The organism is Spirillospora sp. NPDC029432 (assembly GCF_040703975.1).
Lineage (GTDB): Bacteria > Actinomycetota > Actinomycetes > Streptosporangiales > Streptosporangiaceae > Spirillospora.
In genome coordinates this window covers 49,502-67,987 of sequence record NZ_JBEZWH010000043.1, presented here as the reverse complement: position 1 = coordinate 67,987, position 18,486 = coordinate 49,502, and the positions used below count along the sequence as shown (strand labels likewise).

Sequence of the window (18,486 nt, the reverse complement as noted above, 5' to 3'; positions counted from 1 at the left end):
GCCGCCGTCGTCTCCGCTGGCCCGCCGGCTCGCCCGCGACCACGGCCTCGACCTGGCCGCGCTGACCGGCACCGGCCCCGGCGGGCGGATCATCCGCGCCGACATCGAGGCCGCGATCCGCACCGCCGGGACCCCGGCCGCCGCGGCCCCGGCCCCGGCCGCGCAGCCGCAGCCGGCGCCCGCCCCGGCCGTACGGGCGGACGACGCGGACGTCGAGCGCGTGCCGCTCAACCGGTTCCGCAAGGTCGCGGCCCGCCGGCTCACCGAGAGCAAGCAGAACGCCCCGCACTTCTACCTCACCCGCGAGGTGGACGCCGAGGCGCTGCTGGAGTTCCGCGCGACGCTCAACGCCGCGCTCGCCCCGGCCAAGGTCAGCGTGAACGACCTGGTCGTCAAGGCCTGCGCCACCGCGCTCCTGGAGCACCCCGCCGTCAACGTCTCGTACACGGAGGAGGAGCTCCTCTTCCACAAGCGGGTCAACGTCGGCGTGGCCGTCGCGGTCGAGGACGGCCTGCTCGTCCCCGTCATCCGCGACGCCGACCGCAAGAGCGTGTCCCAGATCGGCGCCGAGACCCGCGAGCTGGCGGGCAAGGCGCGCGAGGGCAAGCTGTCGGCGCAGGAGATGAGCGGCGGCACGTTCAGCGTCAGCAACCTCGGCATGTACGGCGTCGCGAGCTTCTCCGCCGTGATCAATCCGCCGGAGGCCGCCATCCTCGCGGTCGGCGCCGTCCGCGACGAGCCGGTCGTCCGCGACGGCCAGGTCGTCCCGGGCAAGCGGATGGCGGTGACGCTGTCGGTCGACCACCGCGCCACCGACGGCGCGACCGGCGCCGCGTTCCTGGCCCGCCTCGCGGAGCTGCTGGAGAACCCGCTGCTGATCGTCGCCTGACCCGGTCGGCTCGTGGCGTGCCCGCCCTCCCGTGACGTACCGGGAGGTGGGCACGCCACGGGTCAGCGTGCCGGGAGGGCCAGTTCGGCGTGGACGGCCCGGTGGTCGGTCACCGGCAGGGGGTGCACGCCGAATCCCCGGACGGCCACGCGCCGGTCGGCCACGACGCGGTCCAGGGCCACTCCCGGGACGGGGCGGCCGTGGGCGCCGTTCGGCCAGGTCGCGCGCAGGCCGCCGCCGGTGGCGTCGGCGGCGTCGCGGTAGCCGGTGGCGAGGATCCGCCGCATCTCGGCGTGGTCGAGGGTGGCGTTGAAGTCCCCGGCCAGGATCCGTACCGGCCCGCCGGGATCGGCCGGGGGCAGCGCCCGCAGCCCGGCGGTCCAGCAGCCCGCCGACCGCGGATGCGAGGGCGCGCACGGGTGCACGGAGACGACCTCGACCGGCGGCGCCCCGGGCACCTCCACCCGGGCCCGTGCCTGGCGGAAGCCGATGTCGATCGGCGGCCGCTCCTCGAGCGGGTACCGCGCGTACACCGCCGAGCCCGTCACCCCCGGTTCGGCCCGCACCACCCGGTGCGGCAGGCTCCGCCCGATCCCCGCCGCGTCGAGCGCCTCGGCCGCCTCGGGCGTGATCTCCTGGACGGCGAGCACGTCGGGCCGTACGCGCCGGAGGAGGTTCATCACGTCCGCGGTGGGTGCGCTCCCCATCAGCAGGTTGGCCGCCAGCACCCGCACGACCGGCCCCTTCGCGGCGGGATCTTCGTTGGGGAACGCCCGCGGCGCCACCATCGCGACCAGCATCACGGCCGGCACCAGCGCCGCGACGGCGACGTACCACCGCCGCAGCACCAGCGCCACCACCGGGACGATCACCGAGGCGGCCGCGACGTACGGCGTGAACGCCACCAGCTGCTGCCACCGGAACGCCGGCTCCCACCCGGAGGCCCGCATCAGCGCCCAGCCGGCGAACGGCACCACGGCCGCCGCCAGAACGGCGCTCACCCAGCCCCTGCGCCGCCGCCCTCCCGCCTGGGCCCCTTCGGTTTCCCGCCCGCTCTCCGCCCGTACGGCCACCGGCCCTCCCGTTCCGTCGTCCCCTGTTGAGACGGAGCCTCGCGGGGCCAGGGTTCAGTCGAGTTTGAAGAGGTTCTCGTCGATGCGGTCGAGGGCCAGCCGGACGGCGCCGATGCCGACGGCCTCGTCGCCCAGGGTGGACGCCTCGATGCGGGTGGGGCTGAGGCACAGCGGGCGGACCTGGCGGCGCAGCTCGTCGATCAGGCGGTCGCCGGCCCGGGTGAGCGCGCCGCCGACGACGATCATCTCGGGGTCGATGGCCAGCGCCATCGCGGCGATGCCGCGGGACATCCGGGCGGCCAGGCGCTCGACCAGGGCGACGGCCTCGGGGTCGTCGTGCTGGGCGGCGGCCAGCACGGCCGCGGCGCCGCCGCCGTCGGGGGCGCGGCCGGCGGCGGTCGGGACGCCGGTCAGCGCGGCCGTGGTGTCGCGCAGTCCCAGCTCGGGCAGCATGCCGACCTCGCCCGCGGCGCCCCACCGGCCGCGGTGCAGGCGGCCGCCGATGACGGCGCCGACGCCGGTGTGCAGGCCGGCCAGCACGCAGATCACGTCGTCGGCGTCCTCGGCGACGCCGCGCCAGCGCTCGGCCATGGCGGCGAGGTTGGCGTCGTTCTCCACGTACACCGGGCAGGTGAACGAGCGGCCCAGCTCGCGGCCCAGGTTGAGGCCCTGCCAGCCGGGGACGACGGTGCAGAACGCGACCTCGCCGTCCGCGGTGACGACGCCGGGCGTGCCGGCGGCCACGGCCCACAGCTCGGAGCGCTCGACGCCGGTGGCGGCCAGGCAGGTCTTGACGGCGGCGCGGACGGCGGCGAGCCGCTCCGGCGGTGCCCAGCCGACGTCCAGGTCGGCCCGGTAGGAGCCGACTACCTCGCCGTTCAGGTCGGCGACGAACAGCTGGACCCAGTGCGCGTCGATGTCCAGGCCCAGCGCGTACCCGGCCTCGGCGCGGAAGCGGTAGCGGCGGGCGGGGCGGCCGAGGCCGGCGCCGGAGCGGGGCGCGACCTCGGTGACCAGGCCGCGGCCGGCCAGCTCGCCGAGCACGCCCTCGGTGGTGGGGCGCGACAGCCCGACCTGCTTGGCCAGCTCGCTCAGCGTCGGCTCGCCGCCGCCGCGCAGCGCGCGCAGGGTGGCGGCGGAGTTGAGCCGGCGGAGCACCGAAGGATCTCCCCCATGCAGGGATATTTCGGACACGGCACCTCTTGCTCGGTTTCAGGGCCTTGACAGGGACGGACGGACCGTGGACATTAATGCCAACCTACTTACGAAAGGGCCTTTCGTAAAGGTGGCGCAGGGCGGAAGGCGAGCTCAGAGGGCAGGTGACCGGGCGGTGACAGCCGAGACCAGGGGACCCACGATCGCGGTCGTGGGCGCCGGACTGCGCGGGAGCAGCTACGCCCGCCGGATCCGCGCGACCGCGCGGGGCAGGGTGGTGGCGGTGGCCGAGCCGGACCCGCTGCGCCGCGAGCGGTTCGCCGCCGAGCACCGCATCCCGCCGGAACGGACCTTCGCGAGCTGGACGGACCTGGCCGCGGCCGGCCGGCTGGCAGACGGCGCGATCATCGCGACCCAGGACGCCGAGCACGCCGAACCGGCCGTACGGCTCGCCGGGCAGGGCTACCACATCCTGCTGGAGAAGCCGATGGCCACCACCGAGGCCGACGCGGAACGGGTGGTCGAGGCGGCCGAACGGGCCGGGACGATGCTGGCGGTCTGTCACGTGCTCCGTTATACGCCCTACACGCGGATGATCCGGAAACTCCTGGAAGACGGGCGGATCGGCACCCCGATCACGGTCCAGCACCTGGAGCCCGTCGGCTGGTGGCACCACGCCCACTCGTACGTGCGGGGCAACTGGCGCCGCGAGGACGAGTCGGGCCCGATGCTGATGACCAAGTCGGTGCACGACATCGACTGGATGATCCACATCATGGGCGAGCGGCCCTCCCGGGTCTCCTCGTTCGGGCGCCGCTCGCACTTCCGGCCGGAGAACCGCCCGGACGGGGCCGCCGACCGCTGCCTGGACTGCCGGGTCGAGGCCGGCTGCCCCTACTCGGCCACCCGGCTCTACCTCTCCTGCCTCGGCGATCCCGAGCGCGAGGCCTGGCCGCTGGGCGCGGTCACGCACGACCGCACCGAGGCCGGCGTGCTCGCGGCGCTGCGCGACGGGCCGTACGGGCGCTGCGTGTACGCCTGCGACAACGACGTGGTGGACCACCAGGTCGTGAACATGGAGTTCCCGTCCGGGGCCACCGGCACATTCACCGTGACCGCGTTCTCCCCGTACGCGCAGCGGCAGACCCGGATCTTCGGCTCGGCCGGCTGCGTCGAGGGCGACGGGGTGCGGATCTCGCTGCGCGACTTCGTCACCGGCGAGGTCGAGACGTTCGAGCCCGAACCCGACCACGCCAGCCCCGACGGCCGGCACGACGCCGCCGACGAGGCGCTGGCCGACGCCTTCGTCGCGGCGCTGGCCGCCGGCGACCCCGCCCCGCTCGGTTCCGACGGGCGCGAGAGCCTCGACTCGCACCGCGTCGTGTGGGCGGCCGAACGCGCCCGCCGCGCGGGAACGGTCACCGCCGTCACCGCCCCGCACGCCGCCGCACCGGACGGCGCCCTTTCTCCGCAACCCCCCGCGAAAGGTATCCCGACGCCATGAGTAGAAGAGTGTGGACCGGCACGGCCGGCGCCGCCGGCACGCTGGCCCTCGCGCTGGCGCTGAGCGCGTGCAGCGGCTCCGACGGCGGCGACGCCTCGGCCCCGGCGACCAACGAGGGGCGCGGGCCCATCACGTTCGCCACCGGCAAGGACCTGACCGGCACCATCCAGAAGCTGGTCGAGAAGTGGAACGGCGCGCATCCCAAGGAGCGGGTGCGGATCGTCGAGCTGCCCGAGGACGGCGACCAGACCCGGCAGCAGCTCGTCCAGAACGCGCAGATCAAGTCCGACGCGTACGACGTGGTCCGGCTGGACGCGGTGTGGACGGCCGAGTTCGCCGCGCGCCGCTGGGTGCTGCCGCTGGACGAGGGCACGCTGGACCCGGGGACGTTCGTGCCGGCCGCCCTGGAGACCGGCAAGTACCGCGGCAGGCTGCACGCGGCGCCGTGGCTCACCGGGACCGGGATCCTGTACTACCGCACCGACCTGCTGGAGGCGGCGGGCGTCAAGGAGCCGCCGAAGACGTGGGACGAGATGGAGCGCGCCTGCGACAAGGTGGCGGCGACCGGCGAGGGCAAGGGCGTCGGCTGCTACGCGGGCCAGTACGACAAGTACGAGGGCCTCACCGTCAACTACTCCGAGGCCGTCCAGTCCGCCGGGGGGCAGGTCTTCGACGCGAACGGCAAGCCGCAGGTGACGTCGCCGCAGGCCAAGGCCGGCCTCCAGTTCCTCGTTGACGGGTTCAAGGACGGCAGGATCCCCGAGAAGAGCGTCACGTACAAGGAGGAGGAGAGCCGCCGCGCCTTCCAGGACGGGCAGCTGGTCTTCCACCGCAACTGGGCGTACGTGTACGCGCTCGCGGCCGCCGAGGACGGCACGTCCAAGGTGAACGGCAAGTTCGACGTCGCGCCGCTGCCCGGCAAGGACGGCATCGGCTCGGGCACGCTCGGCGGCAACAACCTGGCGGTGTCGGCGTTCTCCAAGAACCAGGCGACCTCGCGCGACTTCATCCGGTACATCGTGGGCCTCGACGTGCAGCGCGAGTACAACAAGGAGCAGTCGTTCCCGCTGTCGCGGACCGCGCTGTACGACGACCCGGCGCTGGTGAAGCAATATCCGTACTTCCCGATCATGAAGAAGAGCCTGGAGCAGGCGAAGCCGCGCCCGGTGGTGGTCAAGTACAGCGAGGTGACCGCCACCGTTCAGGACCACGTCACCGCCGCGATCACCGGGAAGAAGAGCGTGGACCAGGCCGCCACCGACCTGCAGGCCGCCCTCTCGGGCCTGACCGACTGATCCCTTCATGAACGAGCTGACCACCGGCACCGGCCGCGATCCGGCCGGCCCGCCGGTCACGTCCCCGGCCGGGGCCGCTCCCCGAGGCCACGAGGGTCCCGGCCGGGGACGGCCCGCCCGGAGGCGGCGCCGCGGCGGCGGCGAGGGGCGGCTGGCGGCCCTGCTGCTGTCCCCCACGTTCGCCGTGCTGGCCGTCGTGATCGCGTTCCCGATCGTCGCGGCGGTGTGGGACTCGCTGCACCGCACCACCGAGGAGCTGGACGCCGACGGGCTGGTGGTGGAGGCCGAGCGGTTCAGCGGCCTGGCCAACTACACCTCGCTCATCGGGTCGGACCGGTTCCAGACGGCGCTGTGGAACACGACGTTCTTCACCGTCACCACGGTCGCGATCGAGACGGTGATCGGGCTGGGGATGGCGCTGCTGATGCACCGCGCGTTCCGCGGCCGCGGGATCTTCCGGGCCAGCGTGCTGGTGCCGTGGGCGATCCCGACCGCGATCTCCGCGCTGCTGTGGCGGTGGATCTTCTCGGCGGACGGTGTCGCGAACGCGGTGCTCGGCCGGGAGATCCTCTGGACCGCGGACGGCCTGGAGGCGCGGTTCGCGGTCATCATCGCCGACACCTGGAAGACGGCGCCGTTCGTGGCGCTGCTGGTGCTGGCCGGACTCCAGGTGATCCCGGACGAGGTGTACGAGGCGGCGCGCGTCGACGGCGCCGGCGCCTGGCAGCGGTTCCGGAACGTGACGCTGCCGCTGGTCATGCCGTCGCTGCTGGTCGCGGTGATGTTCCGGATGATGGACGCGCTGCGGATGTTCGACCTGCCGCAGGTGCTCATCGGCACCCGCAAGCCGTCGGTGGAGACGCTGTCGCAGCTGGCGTGGGACGAGGCGATGAACCTCCGGTACGGGCCGGCCGCCGCGACGGCGACCGTGCTGTTCCTCTACATCGCGCTGGCCGCGTACGTGTTCGTACGGCTGCTCGGCGCCGACATGATCGGCGAGGAGGACGAGAAGTGATCCGGCGGTGGACCGACCGGCTGTCGCCGGTGCTCGCGGCGGTGTTCTGCCTGCTGCCGTTCTACTGGATGGTCGTCTCCAGCCTGCGCCGGCCCAACGACGTCCTCGACATGTCGGTGCTGCCGAACCCGCTGTCGCTGGAGAACTACGAGGCGGTCTTCCGGCCGGGCAACGGCTTCCTCCGCGCGCTCGGCAACAGCGTGGTGGTCGCCGGGACCACCACCGTGCTGACGCTGGCCATCGGCACGGCGGCCGCGTACGCGCTGGCGCGGCTGCGGTTCCGGTTCAAGCGGCTGGTGCTGGCGCTGGTGGTGTCGACGTCGATGTTCCCGGGCGCGCTGCTGATCGTGCCGCTGCTGAGACTGTTCACCGACATCGGGTGGATCAACAGCTACCAGGCGATGGTGGTGCCGAACCTGTCGTTCGCGCTGCCGCTGGCGATCTGGAACCTGACCGCGTTCTTCCGGCGGCTGCCGTTCGAGCTGGAGCAGGCCGCGATGGTGGACGGCTGCACGGCCGGCCAGGCGTTCCGGAAGATCATCCTGCCGCTGGCCGCGCCCGGGGTGTTCACCACGGCGATCATCACGTTCGTGGTGGCGTGGAACGAGTACCTGATCGCGGTGTCCATGGTCAACGACCAGACGATGAAGACCGCCAACGTGATCGTCGCCCAGTTCACCGGCCAGCACGGCTACGACCAGCCGTTCGGGACCCAGATGGCGGCCGGGGTGATCGTCACCGTGCCGCTCGTGCTCGTGGTGCTGGCCTTCCAGCGCCGCATCGTCGCCGGCCTCACCTCCGGCGGCCTGAAGTAGACCACTCCCCTCTCCCTGGAGTAGCGCCGCATGAGATCACCCCTGCCCGCACCGCGACGACGAACCTTCCTGGCGATGACCGGTGTCAGCGCCGCCGCGTTCGCCGCCGGCACCGGTCACGCCGCCGCCGAGGACACCGGCGGCAAGGTCCCGGCCGATCCGTTCACGCTGGGCGTCGCGTCCGGCGACCCGCTGCCCGACGGGTTCGTCCTGTGGACGCGGCTCGCGCCCGTCCCCCTCGCCGCCGACGGGCACGGCGGGATGCCGCTCCGCCCGTACACGGTCCGGTACGAGGTCGCCGAGGACGCAGCGTTCCGGCGCGTCGCCAAGCGGGGGCAGGCCCTCGCGACGCCCGAGCTGGCCCACTCCGTGCACGCCGAGGTGCACGGGCTGCGGCCGGGGCGGGAGTACTTCTACCGCTTCCGCGCCGGGACGGAGATCAGCCCGGTGGGCCGGACGCGGACGGCGCCCGATCCGCGGTCGACGCCGGACTCGTTCCGGTTCGCGACGGCGTCGTGCGCCGCCTGGTACCACGGTCATTTCACCGCGTACCAGCACATGGCCCGGGAGGACCTCGACATGGTCCTCTTCCTCGGCGACTACATCTACGAGTACGGCATCACCGCGGCCAACATGTGGCGGCAGGGCGTCCCGCTGCCGGGACCGGAGCACGCCGTCGAGATCAACACGCTGGAGCAGCACCGGCTGCGGTACGCCCTCTTCAAGGCCGACCCGAACCTCCAGGCCGCGCACGCCGCCGCGCCCTGGATCTTCACCACCGACGACCACGAGGTCCAGAACAACCACGCCGGCGACTGGTCGGAGACGGGCGTCCCGGCGGCGGACTTCCGGCGGCGCCGGGCCGTGGCGTACCGCGCGTTCTACGAGAACCTCCCGCTGCGCAGCGTCATGCGTCCCGAAGGTCCCGACCTGGACCTCTACCGCCGCTACCGGTGGGGGCGGCTCGCGCAGATCGACATGCTCGACAACCGGCAGTACCGCGACACCTTCCCGGCCGGCGCCGTCATGGACGACTCCCCCGAACGGCACGACCCGAAGCGCTCGATCCTCGGCGCCCGGCAGGAGAAGTGGCTGTACGACGGCCTCGGGCGCTCCGACGCCGTCTGGAACCTGCTGGGCAGCGGCGTCGTCGTGGCCGAGATCGACCGCGACACGGGCCCCGGCCGGCTGTACAGCAACGACATGTGGGACGGCTTCCCCGCCAACCGGAAGCGGCTGTGGTCGGCGCTGGAGCGGCACCGGATCGCCAACCCGGTGGTGCTGTCGGGCGACATCCACCGCCATGTCGCGGCCGACCTCAAGGCCGACTTCAAGGACCCGGACTCGAAGACGATCGGCACCGAGCTCGTCACCGGCTCCATCGGCTCGGACGGCGACGGCGCCGAGACCGACTCGCTGGCCCGGCTCTGGCTGGGCAACCCGCACGTCAAGCTCTACAACGCCCGCCGCGGGTACGTGAGCTGCGCGCTGACGCCGGGCCGGCTCACCTCCGAGTTCAGGACCGTCGAGTACGTCACCCGTCCCGGCGCCCCGGTCCGCACCGCGGCGCGCTTCGTCACCGAGGCCGGCCGGCCCGGCCTGAACCGAGAGGTCTGAGCCATGACCGTCACCCGCCGTTCGGCCCTCGGCCTGGGCGCCGCCGCCCGCCGCCCCCGCCCCGTGCACGGGCTGCGCGCCGAGCCCGGCATCGGGCGGATCCGCCTGTCGTGGAAGGGCGAGGCGTACGCGCCGCTGGTCGACCACTACGCGATCTACGGTTCGCGCTCGGCCGGCTTCGGCGTCGGCCCGGACACCCTCGTCGGCAAGACCGTCTACGGGTACTTCGCGCACGACCGCATGGGCGGCGCGCGGCAGGAGTGGCACTACCGGATCGTCACGGTGGACGCCGCCGGCAACCGCAGCCGCCCCTCGGCCGAGCTCTCCGCCAGCAGCGTCGAGTCCGTCACCGTCGCCGGCAGCGCGCTGGCGACCGTGGGGGACTTCGACCACAAGACGCTGGAGCTCGCCCTCGCCCCCAAGGGCTACGCCCAGTACCGCGCGCGGTTCGGCGACGGGCCCGACTACACGTACGGGAAGAGCACCCCCGGGAACGACTGGGCCTACATCCAGCCGGGCCCGGCGGACTCGTGGGCGGGCAACCGGCCGAGCCGCGCCACGTTCCGCTTCCCCCTGGAGTCGGTGCCGTCCGGGGAGACGTGGCTGGCCGTCTGGCTCGTGGACACCCACGCGTCCCTGCCCGGGACGGTCAAGCTGGCGCTCAACGGCACGCCCGTACGGGAGGTGCCGCTGGAGTTCGGCGGGACGCGCGGCTCCATGGAAGGGGACGCGACGCTGCCGAACACGCCGCTGAAGCCCTCGTACGTGGAGCTGCCGCTGCCCGCCGCCGCGCTGAAGGCCGGCGAGAACGTCCTGACGATCGACAAGCAGGTCGGATCCTGGCACGTGTACGACGCGCTGGGGATCTTCGCCCGCTGACGGGCGCCCCGGCCGGGCCGCCCGGGCCGCCCGCGGGCCGGCCTCCGCTACAGCAGGTCAGTACGTCCAGCTGTAGCGGAGGTCGGCCTGCCAGCCGTTGTCCGGGAAGTAGTTGTGGATGATGTAGGCCGGGCCGAGCCCCTTGGCGAAGATGTTGTCGCGGTCGTGCCGCAGTTCCAGGGGGCCGCCGGCCGTCCCGCCGTTGCCGGGGTTGTTGTCCTTCCAGACCTCGTACTGCTTGACGCACGTCCAGTCCTGGAAGTACGCGTTGTCGCAGGTCGGCCCGGACGGCGGGAACCAGACCTGCTTGTGGTAGAAGTCCACCGGCGTGCCGCCCGGGACCTGGATCTGGCCCCAGGCCTCCAGGCAGTACGGCTCCGCCTGCACGTCCCACTTCACGTAGTGCTGCTTGCCGTCCAGCGACGGGATCGGCTTGGCGTTCTGGCAGTTGACGTCACCGATCTGCTCCTTGGTGACGCGCTGCTTCAGCAGGCCCTCGTCGTTGCCGTACCCGTCGAGCAGGACCCACTGGCCGTCCGCGCTGCGCTCGAACTTCTCGTAGTTGGCCGGCGGCCACTTGTCCGGGTCGCCCCACTTGATGTGCGAGACGTTGCCGCCCTGCGGCTCCCACGCCCACTGGTTGCGCCACGACCCGGACCAGAACTGCCCGGCGCTGCGCTCGAACATCCGCGAGTAGTCGCCGTACGTGCCGAGGTCCTGCGCCCGCGGCGCGGCCGCCGCCCGCGCGGTCCGCTGCCCGTCCCCCGAACGGGCGGTCCCCGCGACGGCGGCGCCGCACACCGCCGCCGCGAGGACGGTCGCCATCCCCGCCCTGCCCCATCCGCTCATGATCGCCGTACCCCGTTTCCCCGTGCCCCGTGATGATCAGTTGGGCACGCTAGGGGGAGGTGTCGGGCGATGTCAACACATAGTCAACGCGAATGGCGCAGAGTAGGCGTTCGGGCAGGGGTTCGGGTCGGCGTTCCTACCGGCGGTACGTCAGGCCGTACCCGAACGGGAACAGCGGGTCCTTGCCGTCGCCCCGGTTGATGGGCTGCTGGCCGGCGTCCTTCATCCAGGTCACGGGCAGCTTCCCGGTCGGCTTCCGGACCCCGAACAGCACGTCCGCCACGCCTCGCCCCTCGGTGCCGGGCAGCCAGGACGCGAGCAGCGCGTCCCATTCGGGGAGCTGCGCGGAGATGTCCAGCGGGCGGCCCGAGACCAGCACCACGACCACCGGCACGCCGGACGCGCGCAGCCGCTGGAGCGTCGCCAGATCCTCGGCGTCCAGCCCCATCGCGCCGGGCCGGTCGCCCATGAACTCGGCGTACGGGGTCTCGCCGACCACCGCCACGGCGGCGTCGTAGGAGCCGTCGATGCCGCCGCCGTCCCTGGCGTACGTCACCGTGCTGCCCTTGCCGGCCGTCTGCCGGATCCCCTCCAGGATCGTCGTCCCCGGCGTGATGTCGCCGGACGAGCCCTGCCAGGTGATCGTCCAGCCGCCGCTCTGGTTGCCGATGTCGTCGGCGTTCTTGCCGGCCACGAAGATCCGGCCGCCGCGGCGGTCGAGCGGCAGCACGTTCCCCTGGTTCTTCAGCAGCACCTGGGACTCGGCGACGGCCCTGCGCGCCAGTTCCCGGTGCTCCTTGCTGCCGACCGTGCGCAGGTAGCGGCGGTCGGTCAGCGGCCGCTCGAACAGCCCGAGCTGCACCTTCTTGGTCAGGATGCGCCGGTTGGCGTCGTCGATCCGCGACATCGGCACCCGGCCCGCCTCGACCTCGGCCTTCAGCGTCTCGATGAACCTCTTCCAGTCGTTCGGCACCATCACCATGTCGATGCCCGCGTTGATCGACGTGCGGACCTCGGCCGGGGTGAAGCCGGGCTGCCCGTCGATCTGGTCGATGCCGTTCCAGTCGGAGACGACGATGCCGGAGAAGCGCAGCTCCCTCTTCAGCACGTCGGTGATCAGGTACCGGTGGCCGTGCGCCTTGACGCCGTTCCACGAGTTGAAGGAGATCATCACCGAGCCCGCGCCGCGCCTGACCGCCGCCTGGAACGGGGGCAGGTGGATCCTGCGCAGCTCCGCCTCGGACACCTCGGTGTTCCCCTGGTCGACGCCGCCGGTCGTCCCGCCGTCGCCGACGTAGTGCTTGGCGGTGGCCAGCACGGACGCCGGCCCGCCCAGCCGCGGCCCCTGGAGCCCGCCGACGGCCGTCGTCATCTGCGAGGGCAGCTCCGGGACCTCGCCGAACGACTCGTACGTGCGGCCCCAGCGGTCGTTGCGGGCCACGCACACGCAGGGGGCGAAGTTCCAGTCCGGGCCCGTGCCGGTGACCTCCTCGGCGGTGGCGGCGCCGATCCGGCGGACCAGCTCCGGGTCCCGGGCGGCGCCGAGGCCGATGTTGTGCGGGAAGATCGTCGCGCCGACCACGTTGTTGTGGCCGTGCACCGCGTCCACGCCGTAGATCAGCGGGATCCGCCGCGGGGTGGCGAGGGCGGCGCGCTGGAAGCCGTCGTACATGTCCGCCCACGACTCGGGCGTGTTGGGCGTGGGCACCGAGCCGCCGCCGGACAGCAGCGAGCCCAGCCGGTAGGCGGTGACGTCCGCGGCGGTCACGGCGCCGCGCTCCGCCTGCGTCATCTGGCCGATCTTCTCGTCCAGGGTCATGCGGTCCAGCAGCCGTTCCACCCGATCGTGGACGGGGCGCTTCGGGTCGAGATGGTCGGCGGTCTCCGCGGTCGCGCTGCCGCCGGTTCCGGCGAGCAGGAGCGCCGCCGACAGGCCGACTACCAGGGACCGGGGTGGGCTGCGGTGCATCATCGCCTCCGCTAGGGGCTCATCGGGCCAATTTGTCTTCCCCCCCAACAAAAGCAAGGTAAAGCGTCCAGGGCGCCGCGACAATACCCCTGTTGCGTCCCGGGGGCCGCCGGGCACGAAGAGGCCCCGGCCGATTCCGGCCGGGGCCCGCGCGCCGGGCGTCACCTGCGTTCGTGCCGGCCCGCCTCGCCGCCCTCGCCCCGGCGGCGGCCGGCGGCGTCGCTCTCGTGGGAGAAGTCGATCCGCTCCTTGCGGATCTCGTCCCGTACGGTCTGCTCGCTCGCGATGCGCTCGGCGCGCACCCGGACCCGCTCGACCGGCACCGTCTCCTTGGTGATCATCGGGCGCTCCTCGTGCAGGATGAACTCCCGCTCGTCCTCGCCGATCCGGAACCGGCCGGCGGCGTCGGCGCCCAGCTCCCCCTCGGCGATCGGCTCGCGCTCGATCCGCAGCTCCTCGCGGTAGACCGGGACGGTCCGCTCGATCCGCTCGACCTCGACCCGCTTGCGCAGCCGCACCCGCTCGGCCTCGTGCCGCTCGGTGCCGACCCGCAGCCGCTCCTCCGAGAGGGTCATCTCGACCATGCCCTCGTCGGCCGTCGCCCGGTCGCCGACCGTGGTCCGCTCCCCCGCCACCTTGCCCTGCGAGGTCTGCATCCGGTCGGTCTTGGACGTGGTCCCCGCGGTGGGCGTGGTGCGGGTCCGCTGCTCGCGGGCGGTCTGCTCACCGGGCGCCTGCCCGCCGCGCAGCGTCTCCTTGCGCGCCTGCTGCCCCGGCACGTTCGGCTGCCGCCCCGTCGGCGGCCGCAGCCCGTAGTAGCGGTACAGGTCGGTGACCTGCTCCCGCGACAGGTGCTGGTCGGCGTCGACGTTGGGGGCGTGCTTGACCTTGTCCTTGTCGTACGGGATCTGGAGCCCGTCGCGGGTACGGCGCGCGTCGGACAGCGGGACGAAGCTCTCCCTCGTACCGAACCACCCGGTGTGCACCCGGACCCATTCCGGCTCGCCGGTGACGTCGTTGAGATAGACCTGCTTGACGGTCCCGCACTTGTGACCCGAACTGTCGGTCACATCGCAGTCCATCAGCTCCTTGACGTTCGTCTGCGTCTGCACGCGAAACACCCCTGCTTCCACTGAACGTGACTGTGGGCGGGCGGACCCCGTCCGCGCGCGGTCGGACGTGTTGCCGTCGGCATGGACCGGTCCGGCGCCGTGCGCGACGGGTCAGGGCTCCCCAGGCCGGAGCCGCGGCGGCGTGCCGCGGCGCGTACCCCCACTGAGCGGGGCTTCCCCCGTACCCGTACCCCGGATACCGAAGCACCGGAGTTGTCTGATTACTACCTGTGTTTCCGATCGTGACCAGGGTAAACACGGCATTGCGGGCGTCATTCGGGGGTGAATCCGGCCGCCGCGGCGGCCGCCAGCCCGCCGCACTCGCGCATCCGCGCGGGCGGCATGCGGTCGCTCGGACCGCACACGACGAGCGCCCCGAGCGGGTAGCCGTCGCGCCCGAGCAGCGCGGCGGACACCGCCCTGGCGCCCTCCTGGACCTCCTCGTCGTTGGTGGACCAGCCCTGCTCGCGTACCCGTTCCAGCGCGGGGTCGCCGTCGAACCCCGGGTGGACGGCGCGCCACCGGGCCACCTCCCCGGCCGGCAGGTGCGCCGCGATCGCCCGCGCCGCCGCGCTCCCGGGAACGGGCATGCCGGCGCCGGGGGCCATGCTCAGGCGTACCGGCCGCCGGCTCTCGGCCGCCTCGGCGACGACCAGCCGGTCCCCCTCCCGGACGGCCAGCAGCACGGTCTCGCCGCTGTCGTCGCGCAGCCGCTCCATCAGCGGCCGCACCGCCGCGGCCAGGCTGGCGGCGCCGCCGGTACGGGCCAGCCCGACGAACGCGGGCGCCAGCTCCCACCGGGTCGCCGGCCCGGCGGCTGGCCTGATCCAGCCCGCCTCGTGCAGCGTCACCGCGATCCGGTGCGCGGCGCTCTTGTCCAGCCCCGTACGGCGCGCCAGCTCGCTCACGCCCACCGGCTGCCCGGCGGCGATCGCCTCGACCAGCGCGCAGGCGTTGAGCACCGACCGGACCTGCTTGACCGTGCTCATCCCACCAACCTAGTATCAAAGTAACACAAGCGTGTTACATAGTAACACGGCCACGCACCACAGCAACACAGACGAGCCGTCTGGAGGCCGCCGTGACGCCGGAGGACCTGTTCCTGCCCGAGCCCGCCCCGCGCGAGGCCAAATACACGATCATCTCGGTGGACGACCATGTCGTGGAGCCGCCGGACACCTTCGAGGGCCGCCTCCCCGCCCGGCTCCAGGCCCGCGCGCCGCGCATCGTGGACACGCCCGAGGGCCACCAGGTCTGGGAGTTCGAGGGCGACCGCTACACCCAGGTCGGCATGAACGCCGTCGCCGGCCGCCGCCCCGAGACGGTGACGTTCGAGCCGTTCCGCTTCGACCAGATGCGCCCCGGCTGCTACGACATCGAGGCGCGGATCAAGGACATGGACGTCAACGGCGTCTGGGCGTCGGTCAACTTCCCGTCCCAGATCACCGGCTTCTGCGGGCGGGTCTTCTTCGCCACCCACGACCAGGAGCTCGGGCACGCCTGCGTCCGCGCCTGGAACGACTGGCTGTACGAGGAGTGGCACTCCAAGTACCCCGACCGGATCGTGCCGCTCGGCATCACCCACCTGACGAACCCGGAGCTGGCCGTCGAGGAGATCCACCGCAACGCCGCCCGCGGCTTCACCTCGGTCACCTTCCCCGAGCGGCCGCACGCCATCGGCCTGCCGTCGCTGTGGGACCGCGACCACTGGGACCCGATCATCGAGGCGTGCGTCGAGACCGGCACGGTCGTCTCCCTGCACGTGGGCAGCTCCGGCCTCGCCCAGCACCCCGAGGGCGCGCCCCGCCTCCAGCTCGGCGCCACCCTCTTCGGCCAGCAGTCGCTGCGCTCGTGCGCCGAATGGCTGTGGTCGGAGCACCCGCTGCGGCACCCCGACCTCAAGATCGCCATGAGCGAGGGCGGGATCGGCTGGGTCGCGATGCTGCTCGACCGGCTCGACAACATCGTGGACCGCTCCGGGTACGGCCAGGGCTGGGACATTCGCCCCGCCGAGGTCCTCAAGCGCAACTTCTGGTTCTGCACCATCGACGACCCGTCCACGATCGACACCCGGCACCGGATCGGCGTCGAGAACATCATGCTGGAGACCGACTACCCGCACGGCGACAGCACCTGGCCCGACACCCAGGACGTCATCGAGAAGGCCTGGGGCCACATCCCGGCCGCCGAACTCCGCGCCATGTGCTCGGAGAACGCCGCCGCCCTCTACCGCCACCCGCTGCCCGCGACCGTTCTCCCCCGGGACTGACCATGGCGTTCGAACCCACCCCGGACAAGCTCATCCCCGACCTGTCCCCGCGCGAGGAGCTCGTCCTCCTGGCCCGCTGCCTGTGGCGCGAGGGCTACAATGACCACCTCGCCGGCCACATCACCTGCGCCCTGGGCGACGGCACCCTCCTGTGCAACCCGTGGCTCATCACCTGGGACGAGCTGCGTCCCCACCAGGTCATCCGGATCGACCTGGCCGGCAACGTGGTGGAGGGGGACTGGCCCGTGCCGCTGGGCATCCCCCTGCACCTGGCGCTGCACGAACGGCGTCCCGACGTCCGCTGGGCGATGCACAACCACCCCCTCTACGGGACCGTCTGGGCCGACATGCGCGAGGCCCCGCCCGCCATGGACCAGAGCAGCGCGCTGGGCGGCGGCGACCTGACCGTGATCGACGAGTACGACGAGCCGGTCAACAGCCTGGAGTCCGCCCGCTCGGCCGTGGCCCGCATGGGGGACGCCGACCTCGCACTCCTCGCCGGGCACGGCGTCTTCGTCGTGGGGAACTCGGCCCGGGCCGTCCACCAGCGGGCCGTCGCGCTCGAGCAGCGCTGCCAGCGCGCCTGGTACATCCGCGCCGCCGGCGGGGCGCTCGACTCGCCCCTCCCGCAGTGGTGGGCCGACAAGATGCGGCGCAGCAGCGGCGAGAACTTCGCCGGGTTCTGGGAGGCCATGGTCCGCCAGGAACTGCGCGCGGACCCGTCGCTCCTCGGGTGACTACCGCTTTCCCTCCGGTCCCGGCATGCTGTCGGGATGATCCGTAAAAGTTCGGGCTCATCCCGCTCGTCCCGCGGCTCCAACAAGTGGAACCTCACCAAGGTGATGCGCGGCTACGACCCGAAGGCGGTGGACGCCTACCTCGCCCTCCTCGAATCCGGCGCCGCCCCGCCCCCGGCCGGATTCCGCCTGGTCATGCGCGGATACGACCCGGCGCAGGTGAACGCCCTCATCGCCGAGATGACGCACGGCACCGCGACCCCCTGACGGCCCCGCCAGGGGGTCCGCGTCATTTCTCCAGGCGCCGCGATCGGTTCTCCGAGCATTCGGCCAGCAGCCCCAGCCCGATGCCCAGCATCCAGACGTCCTTGCTGACGCCCAGACCCTGGTCGGTCGGCCAGATACTGCCGGGTTTCCGCATGCCCGGCGTCCGCAGATAAAAGGCGACCAGGCCGCCCGAGAACACCGACAGCGCCGCCCCCGCCAGCGCCGCCGGAACGAACGGCGCCAGCAGCACCGTCCCCGTCGCGATCTCCCCGGCGGCGAGCGCGCGCAGCAGTTTCCGGGGCGGCACCTCGTTCAGGAACGGAAAGGCCCCCGCCGCCATCCCGTGGATCGCGGCGGCCTTCTCCTCCCCGCCCTTCCATTTCTCCAGCCCGCTGTGCACGATGAAGGCGCCCGTCGTCAGGCGCCCCGGAACGGTCCGCAGCCTCATCTCGTACTCCCTCCCCCTGAGCGGGGGAGGTACCCGAGATCGACACGGACACACGAGGGCGACCGCCCGGGATCGAACCGAGGACCTCCAGGGCCACAACCTGGTGTGCAGACCACCACACCACGGTCGCCGCGTCTCCGGCGGGACTCGAACCCGCGACCTCCTGGTCCGCGACCAGACGCGCTCTCCACCGCGCCACGGAGACGTAGCGGGTGTGGGAATCGAACCCACCTGAAGTGGTTTATGAGGCCACCGAACGCACCAGCGTTCCTACCCGCCGCGGAGGGTGCGAGAATCGAACTCGCGCAGGGGTGAACCTGACGACGGCTTAGCAAGCCGCTGCCTTACCGCTCGGCCAACCCTCCGGAAATGAAAAACCGCCCGCGATTCTCCGCGGGCGGTTCGGAACGGACGCTTCACGTCCGCCGGCACGCGAAGAAACTGCGGCTGCGCATTCGATGGCTTCGCATTCTCTCCGCTCCTTCCGTCTCGTTCGGCCTTCACTGTGCCGCATGCCCCCGGCCCCGGCAAACCCTTTTTCCACGCCCGGGACCGGTGGCCGTGACCGGTCATGACCGAGGCGCGGGACGGTC

The 18,486-nt window shown here is 72.6% G+C and carries 17 protein-coding genes and 4 tRNA genes; 10 read left to right on the top strand and 11 right to left on the bottom strand.

Features of this window, described 5'->3' with window-relative positions:
• The coding region (locus AB0881_RS28210) for a dihydrolipoamide acetyltransferase family protein (RefSeq protein WP_366621573.1) at positions 1 to 889 on the top strand (889 nt) is incomplete at its 5' end.
• Positions 890 to 951: 62 nt separating this feature from the next.
• Here the strand turns inward: AB0881_RS28210 and AB0881_RS28205 are convergent.
• Both AB0881_RS28205 and AB0881_RS28200 read right to left on the bottom strand, forming a co-directional pair.
• On the bottom strand, positions 952 to 1,890 hold the full coding sequence (locus tag AB0881_RS28205; protein WP_366621571.1) for an endonuclease/exonuclease/phosphatase family protein: 939 nt from the start codon (positions 1,888 to 1,890) through the stop codon (positions 952 to 954).
• Positions 1,891 to 2,016: 126 nt separating this feature from the next.
• On the bottom strand, positions 2,017 to 3,120 hold the full coding sequence (locus AB0881_RS28200) for an ROK family protein (RefSeq protein WP_366621569.1): 1,104 nt from the start codon (positions 3,118 to 3,120) through the stop codon (positions 2,017 to 2,019).
• A 172-nt stretch (positions 3,121 to 3,292) separates the two neighbouring features.
• Here AB0881_RS28200 and AB0881_RS28195 point away from each other — a divergent pair, with 172 nt between their 5' ends.
• The 6 genes from AB0881_RS28195 to AB0881_RS28170 all read left to right on the top strand — a co-directional run bounded on the left by AB0881_RS28195 (position 3,293) and on the right by AB0881_RS28170 (position 10,242).
• Positions 3,293 to 4,621: a Gfo/Idh/MocA family oxidoreductase gene (locus AB0881_RS28195; RefSeq protein ID WP_366621567.1), complete on the top strand. Its 1,329-nt coding sequence runs from the start codon at positions 3,293 to 3,295 to the stop codon at positions 4,619 to 4,621.
• Positions 4,618 to 5,916 carry an ABC transporter substrate-binding protein gene (locus AB0881_RS28190; RefSeq protein ID WP_366621565.1) on the top strand — a complete coding sequence of 433 codons (1,299 nt, stop codon included), beginning with the start codon at positions 4,618 to 4,620 and terminating at the stop codon, positions 5,914 to 5,916. The genes AB0881_RS28195 and AB0881_RS28190 overlap by 4 nt, the downstream gene beginning before the upstream one ends.
• 7 nt (positions 5,917 to 5,923) lie before the next feature.
• The gene (locus tag AB0881_RS28185; protein ID WP_366621563.1) at positions 5,924 to 6,931 is read left to right on the top strand and encodes a sugar ABC transporter permease; all 1,008 of its coding nucleotides are present in this window, start codon (positions 5,924 to 5,926) and stop codon (positions 6,929 to 6,931) included.
• Entirely contained in the window at positions 6,928 to 7,746 is an 819-nt protein-coding gene (locus AB0881_RS28180; RefSeq protein WP_366621561.1) for a carbohydrate ABC transporter permease, read from the top strand. Before AB0881_RS28185 ends, AB0881_RS28180 begins: the two co-directional genes overlap by 4 nt.
• A 75-nt stretch (positions 7,747 to 7,821) precedes the next feature.
• Positions 7,822 to 9,363, top strand: coding sequence for an alkaline phosphatase D family protein (locus AB0881_RS28175; protein ID WP_366621559.1), 1,542 nt, complete (start codon positions 7,822 to 7,824; stop codon positions 9,361 to 9,363).
• Between the two features lie 3 nt (positions 9,364 to 9,366).
• Entirely contained in the window at positions 9,367 to 10,242 is an 876-nt protein-coding gene (locus AB0881_RS28170) for a polysaccharide lyase family protein (RefSeq protein WP_366621557.1), read from the top strand.
• 57 nt (positions 10,243 to 10,299) lie between these two features.
• Here the strand turns inward: AB0881_RS28170 and AB0881_RS28165 are convergent, their stop codons facing one another.
• From AB0881_RS28165 to AB0881_RS28150, 4 genes are all read right to left on the bottom strand, one after another.
• Positions 10,300 to 11,091: a hypothetical protein gene (locus AB0881_RS28165; RefSeq protein ID WP_366621555.1), complete on the bottom strand. Its 792-nt coding sequence runs from the start codon at positions 11,089 to 11,091 to the stop codon at positions 10,300 to 10,302.
• A gap of 136 nt (positions 11,092 to 11,227) precedes the next feature.
• Positions 11,228 to 13,060, bottom strand: a complete 1,833-nt coding sequence (locus AB0881_RS28160; RefSeq protein WP_366621553.1) for a glycoside hydrolase family 3 N-terminal domain-containing protein — start codon at positions 13,058 to 13,060, stop codon at positions 11,228 to 11,230.
• A 161-nt stretch (positions 13,061 to 13,221) separates the two neighbouring features.
• A complete protein-coding gene (locus tag AB0881_RS28155; RefSeq protein ID WP_366621551.1) occupies positions 13,222 to 14,172 on the bottom strand; it encodes a PRC and DUF2382 domain-containing protein in 951 nt (316 codons plus the stop codon).
• Positions 14,173 to 14,444: 272 nt separating this feature from the next.
• Complete coding sequence (locus AB0881_RS28150) at positions 14,445 to 15,161, bottom strand: helix-turn-helix domain-containing protein (RefSeq protein WP_366621549.1); 717 nt, start codon at positions 15,159 to 15,161, stop codon at positions 14,445 to 14,447.
• 92 nt (positions 15,162 to 15,253) lie between these two features.
• Here AB0881_RS28150 and AB0881_RS28145 point away from each other — a divergent pair, with 92 nt between their 5' ends.
• From AB0881_RS28145 to AB0881_RS28135, 3 genes are read left to right on the top strand one after another with little or no spacing between them, the layout of a single operon-like run.
• Entirely contained in the window at positions 15,254 to 16,441 is a 1,188-nt protein-coding gene (locus AB0881_RS28145; protein WP_366621547.1) for an amidohydrolase family protein, read from the top strand.
• A 2-nt stretch (positions 16,442 to 16,443) separates the two neighbouring features.
• Positions 16,444 to 17,178: a class II aldolase/adducin family protein gene (locus AB0881_RS28140; protein WP_366621545.1), complete on the top strand. Its 735-nt coding sequence runs from the start codon at positions 16,444 to 16,446 to the stop codon at positions 17,176 to 17,178.
• Positions 17,179 to 17,214: 36 nt separating this feature from the next.
• Positions 17,215 to 17,445, top strand: a complete 231-nt coding sequence (locus tag AB0881_RS28135; protein ID WP_366621543.1) for a DivIVA domain-containing protein — start codon at positions 17,215 to 17,217, stop codon at positions 17,443 to 17,445.
• 22 nt (positions 17,446 to 17,467) lie between these two features.
• Here the strand turns inward: AB0881_RS28135 and AB0881_RS28130 are convergent, their stop codons facing one another.
• The 5 genes from AB0881_RS28130 to AB0881_RS28110 all read right to left on the bottom strand — a co-directional run bounded on the left by AB0881_RS28130 (position 17,468) and on the right by AB0881_RS28110 (position 18,258).
• Complete coding sequence (locus AB0881_RS28130) at positions 17,468 to 17,893, bottom strand: hypothetical protein (protein WP_366621542.1); 426 nt, start codon at positions 17,891 to 17,893, stop codon at positions 17,468 to 17,470.
• Positions 17,894 to 17,950: 57 nt separating this feature from the next.
• A tRNA-His gene (locus tag AB0881_RS28125) sits at positions 17,951 to 18,023 on the bottom strand.
• Positions 18,024 to 18,025: 2 nt separating this feature from the next.
• A tRNA-Arg gene (locus AB0881_RS28120) sits at positions 18,026 to 18,098 on the bottom strand.
• 1 nt (position 18,099) lies between these two features.
• A tRNA-Met gene (locus tag AB0881_RS28115) sits at positions 18,100 to 18,172 on the bottom strand.
• Position 18,173: 1 nt separating this feature from the next.
• Positions 18,174 to 18,258: transfer RNA gene (locus AB0881_RS28110), tRNA-Ser, on the bottom strand.
• Positions 18,259 to 18,486: the final 228 nt, after the last annotated feature.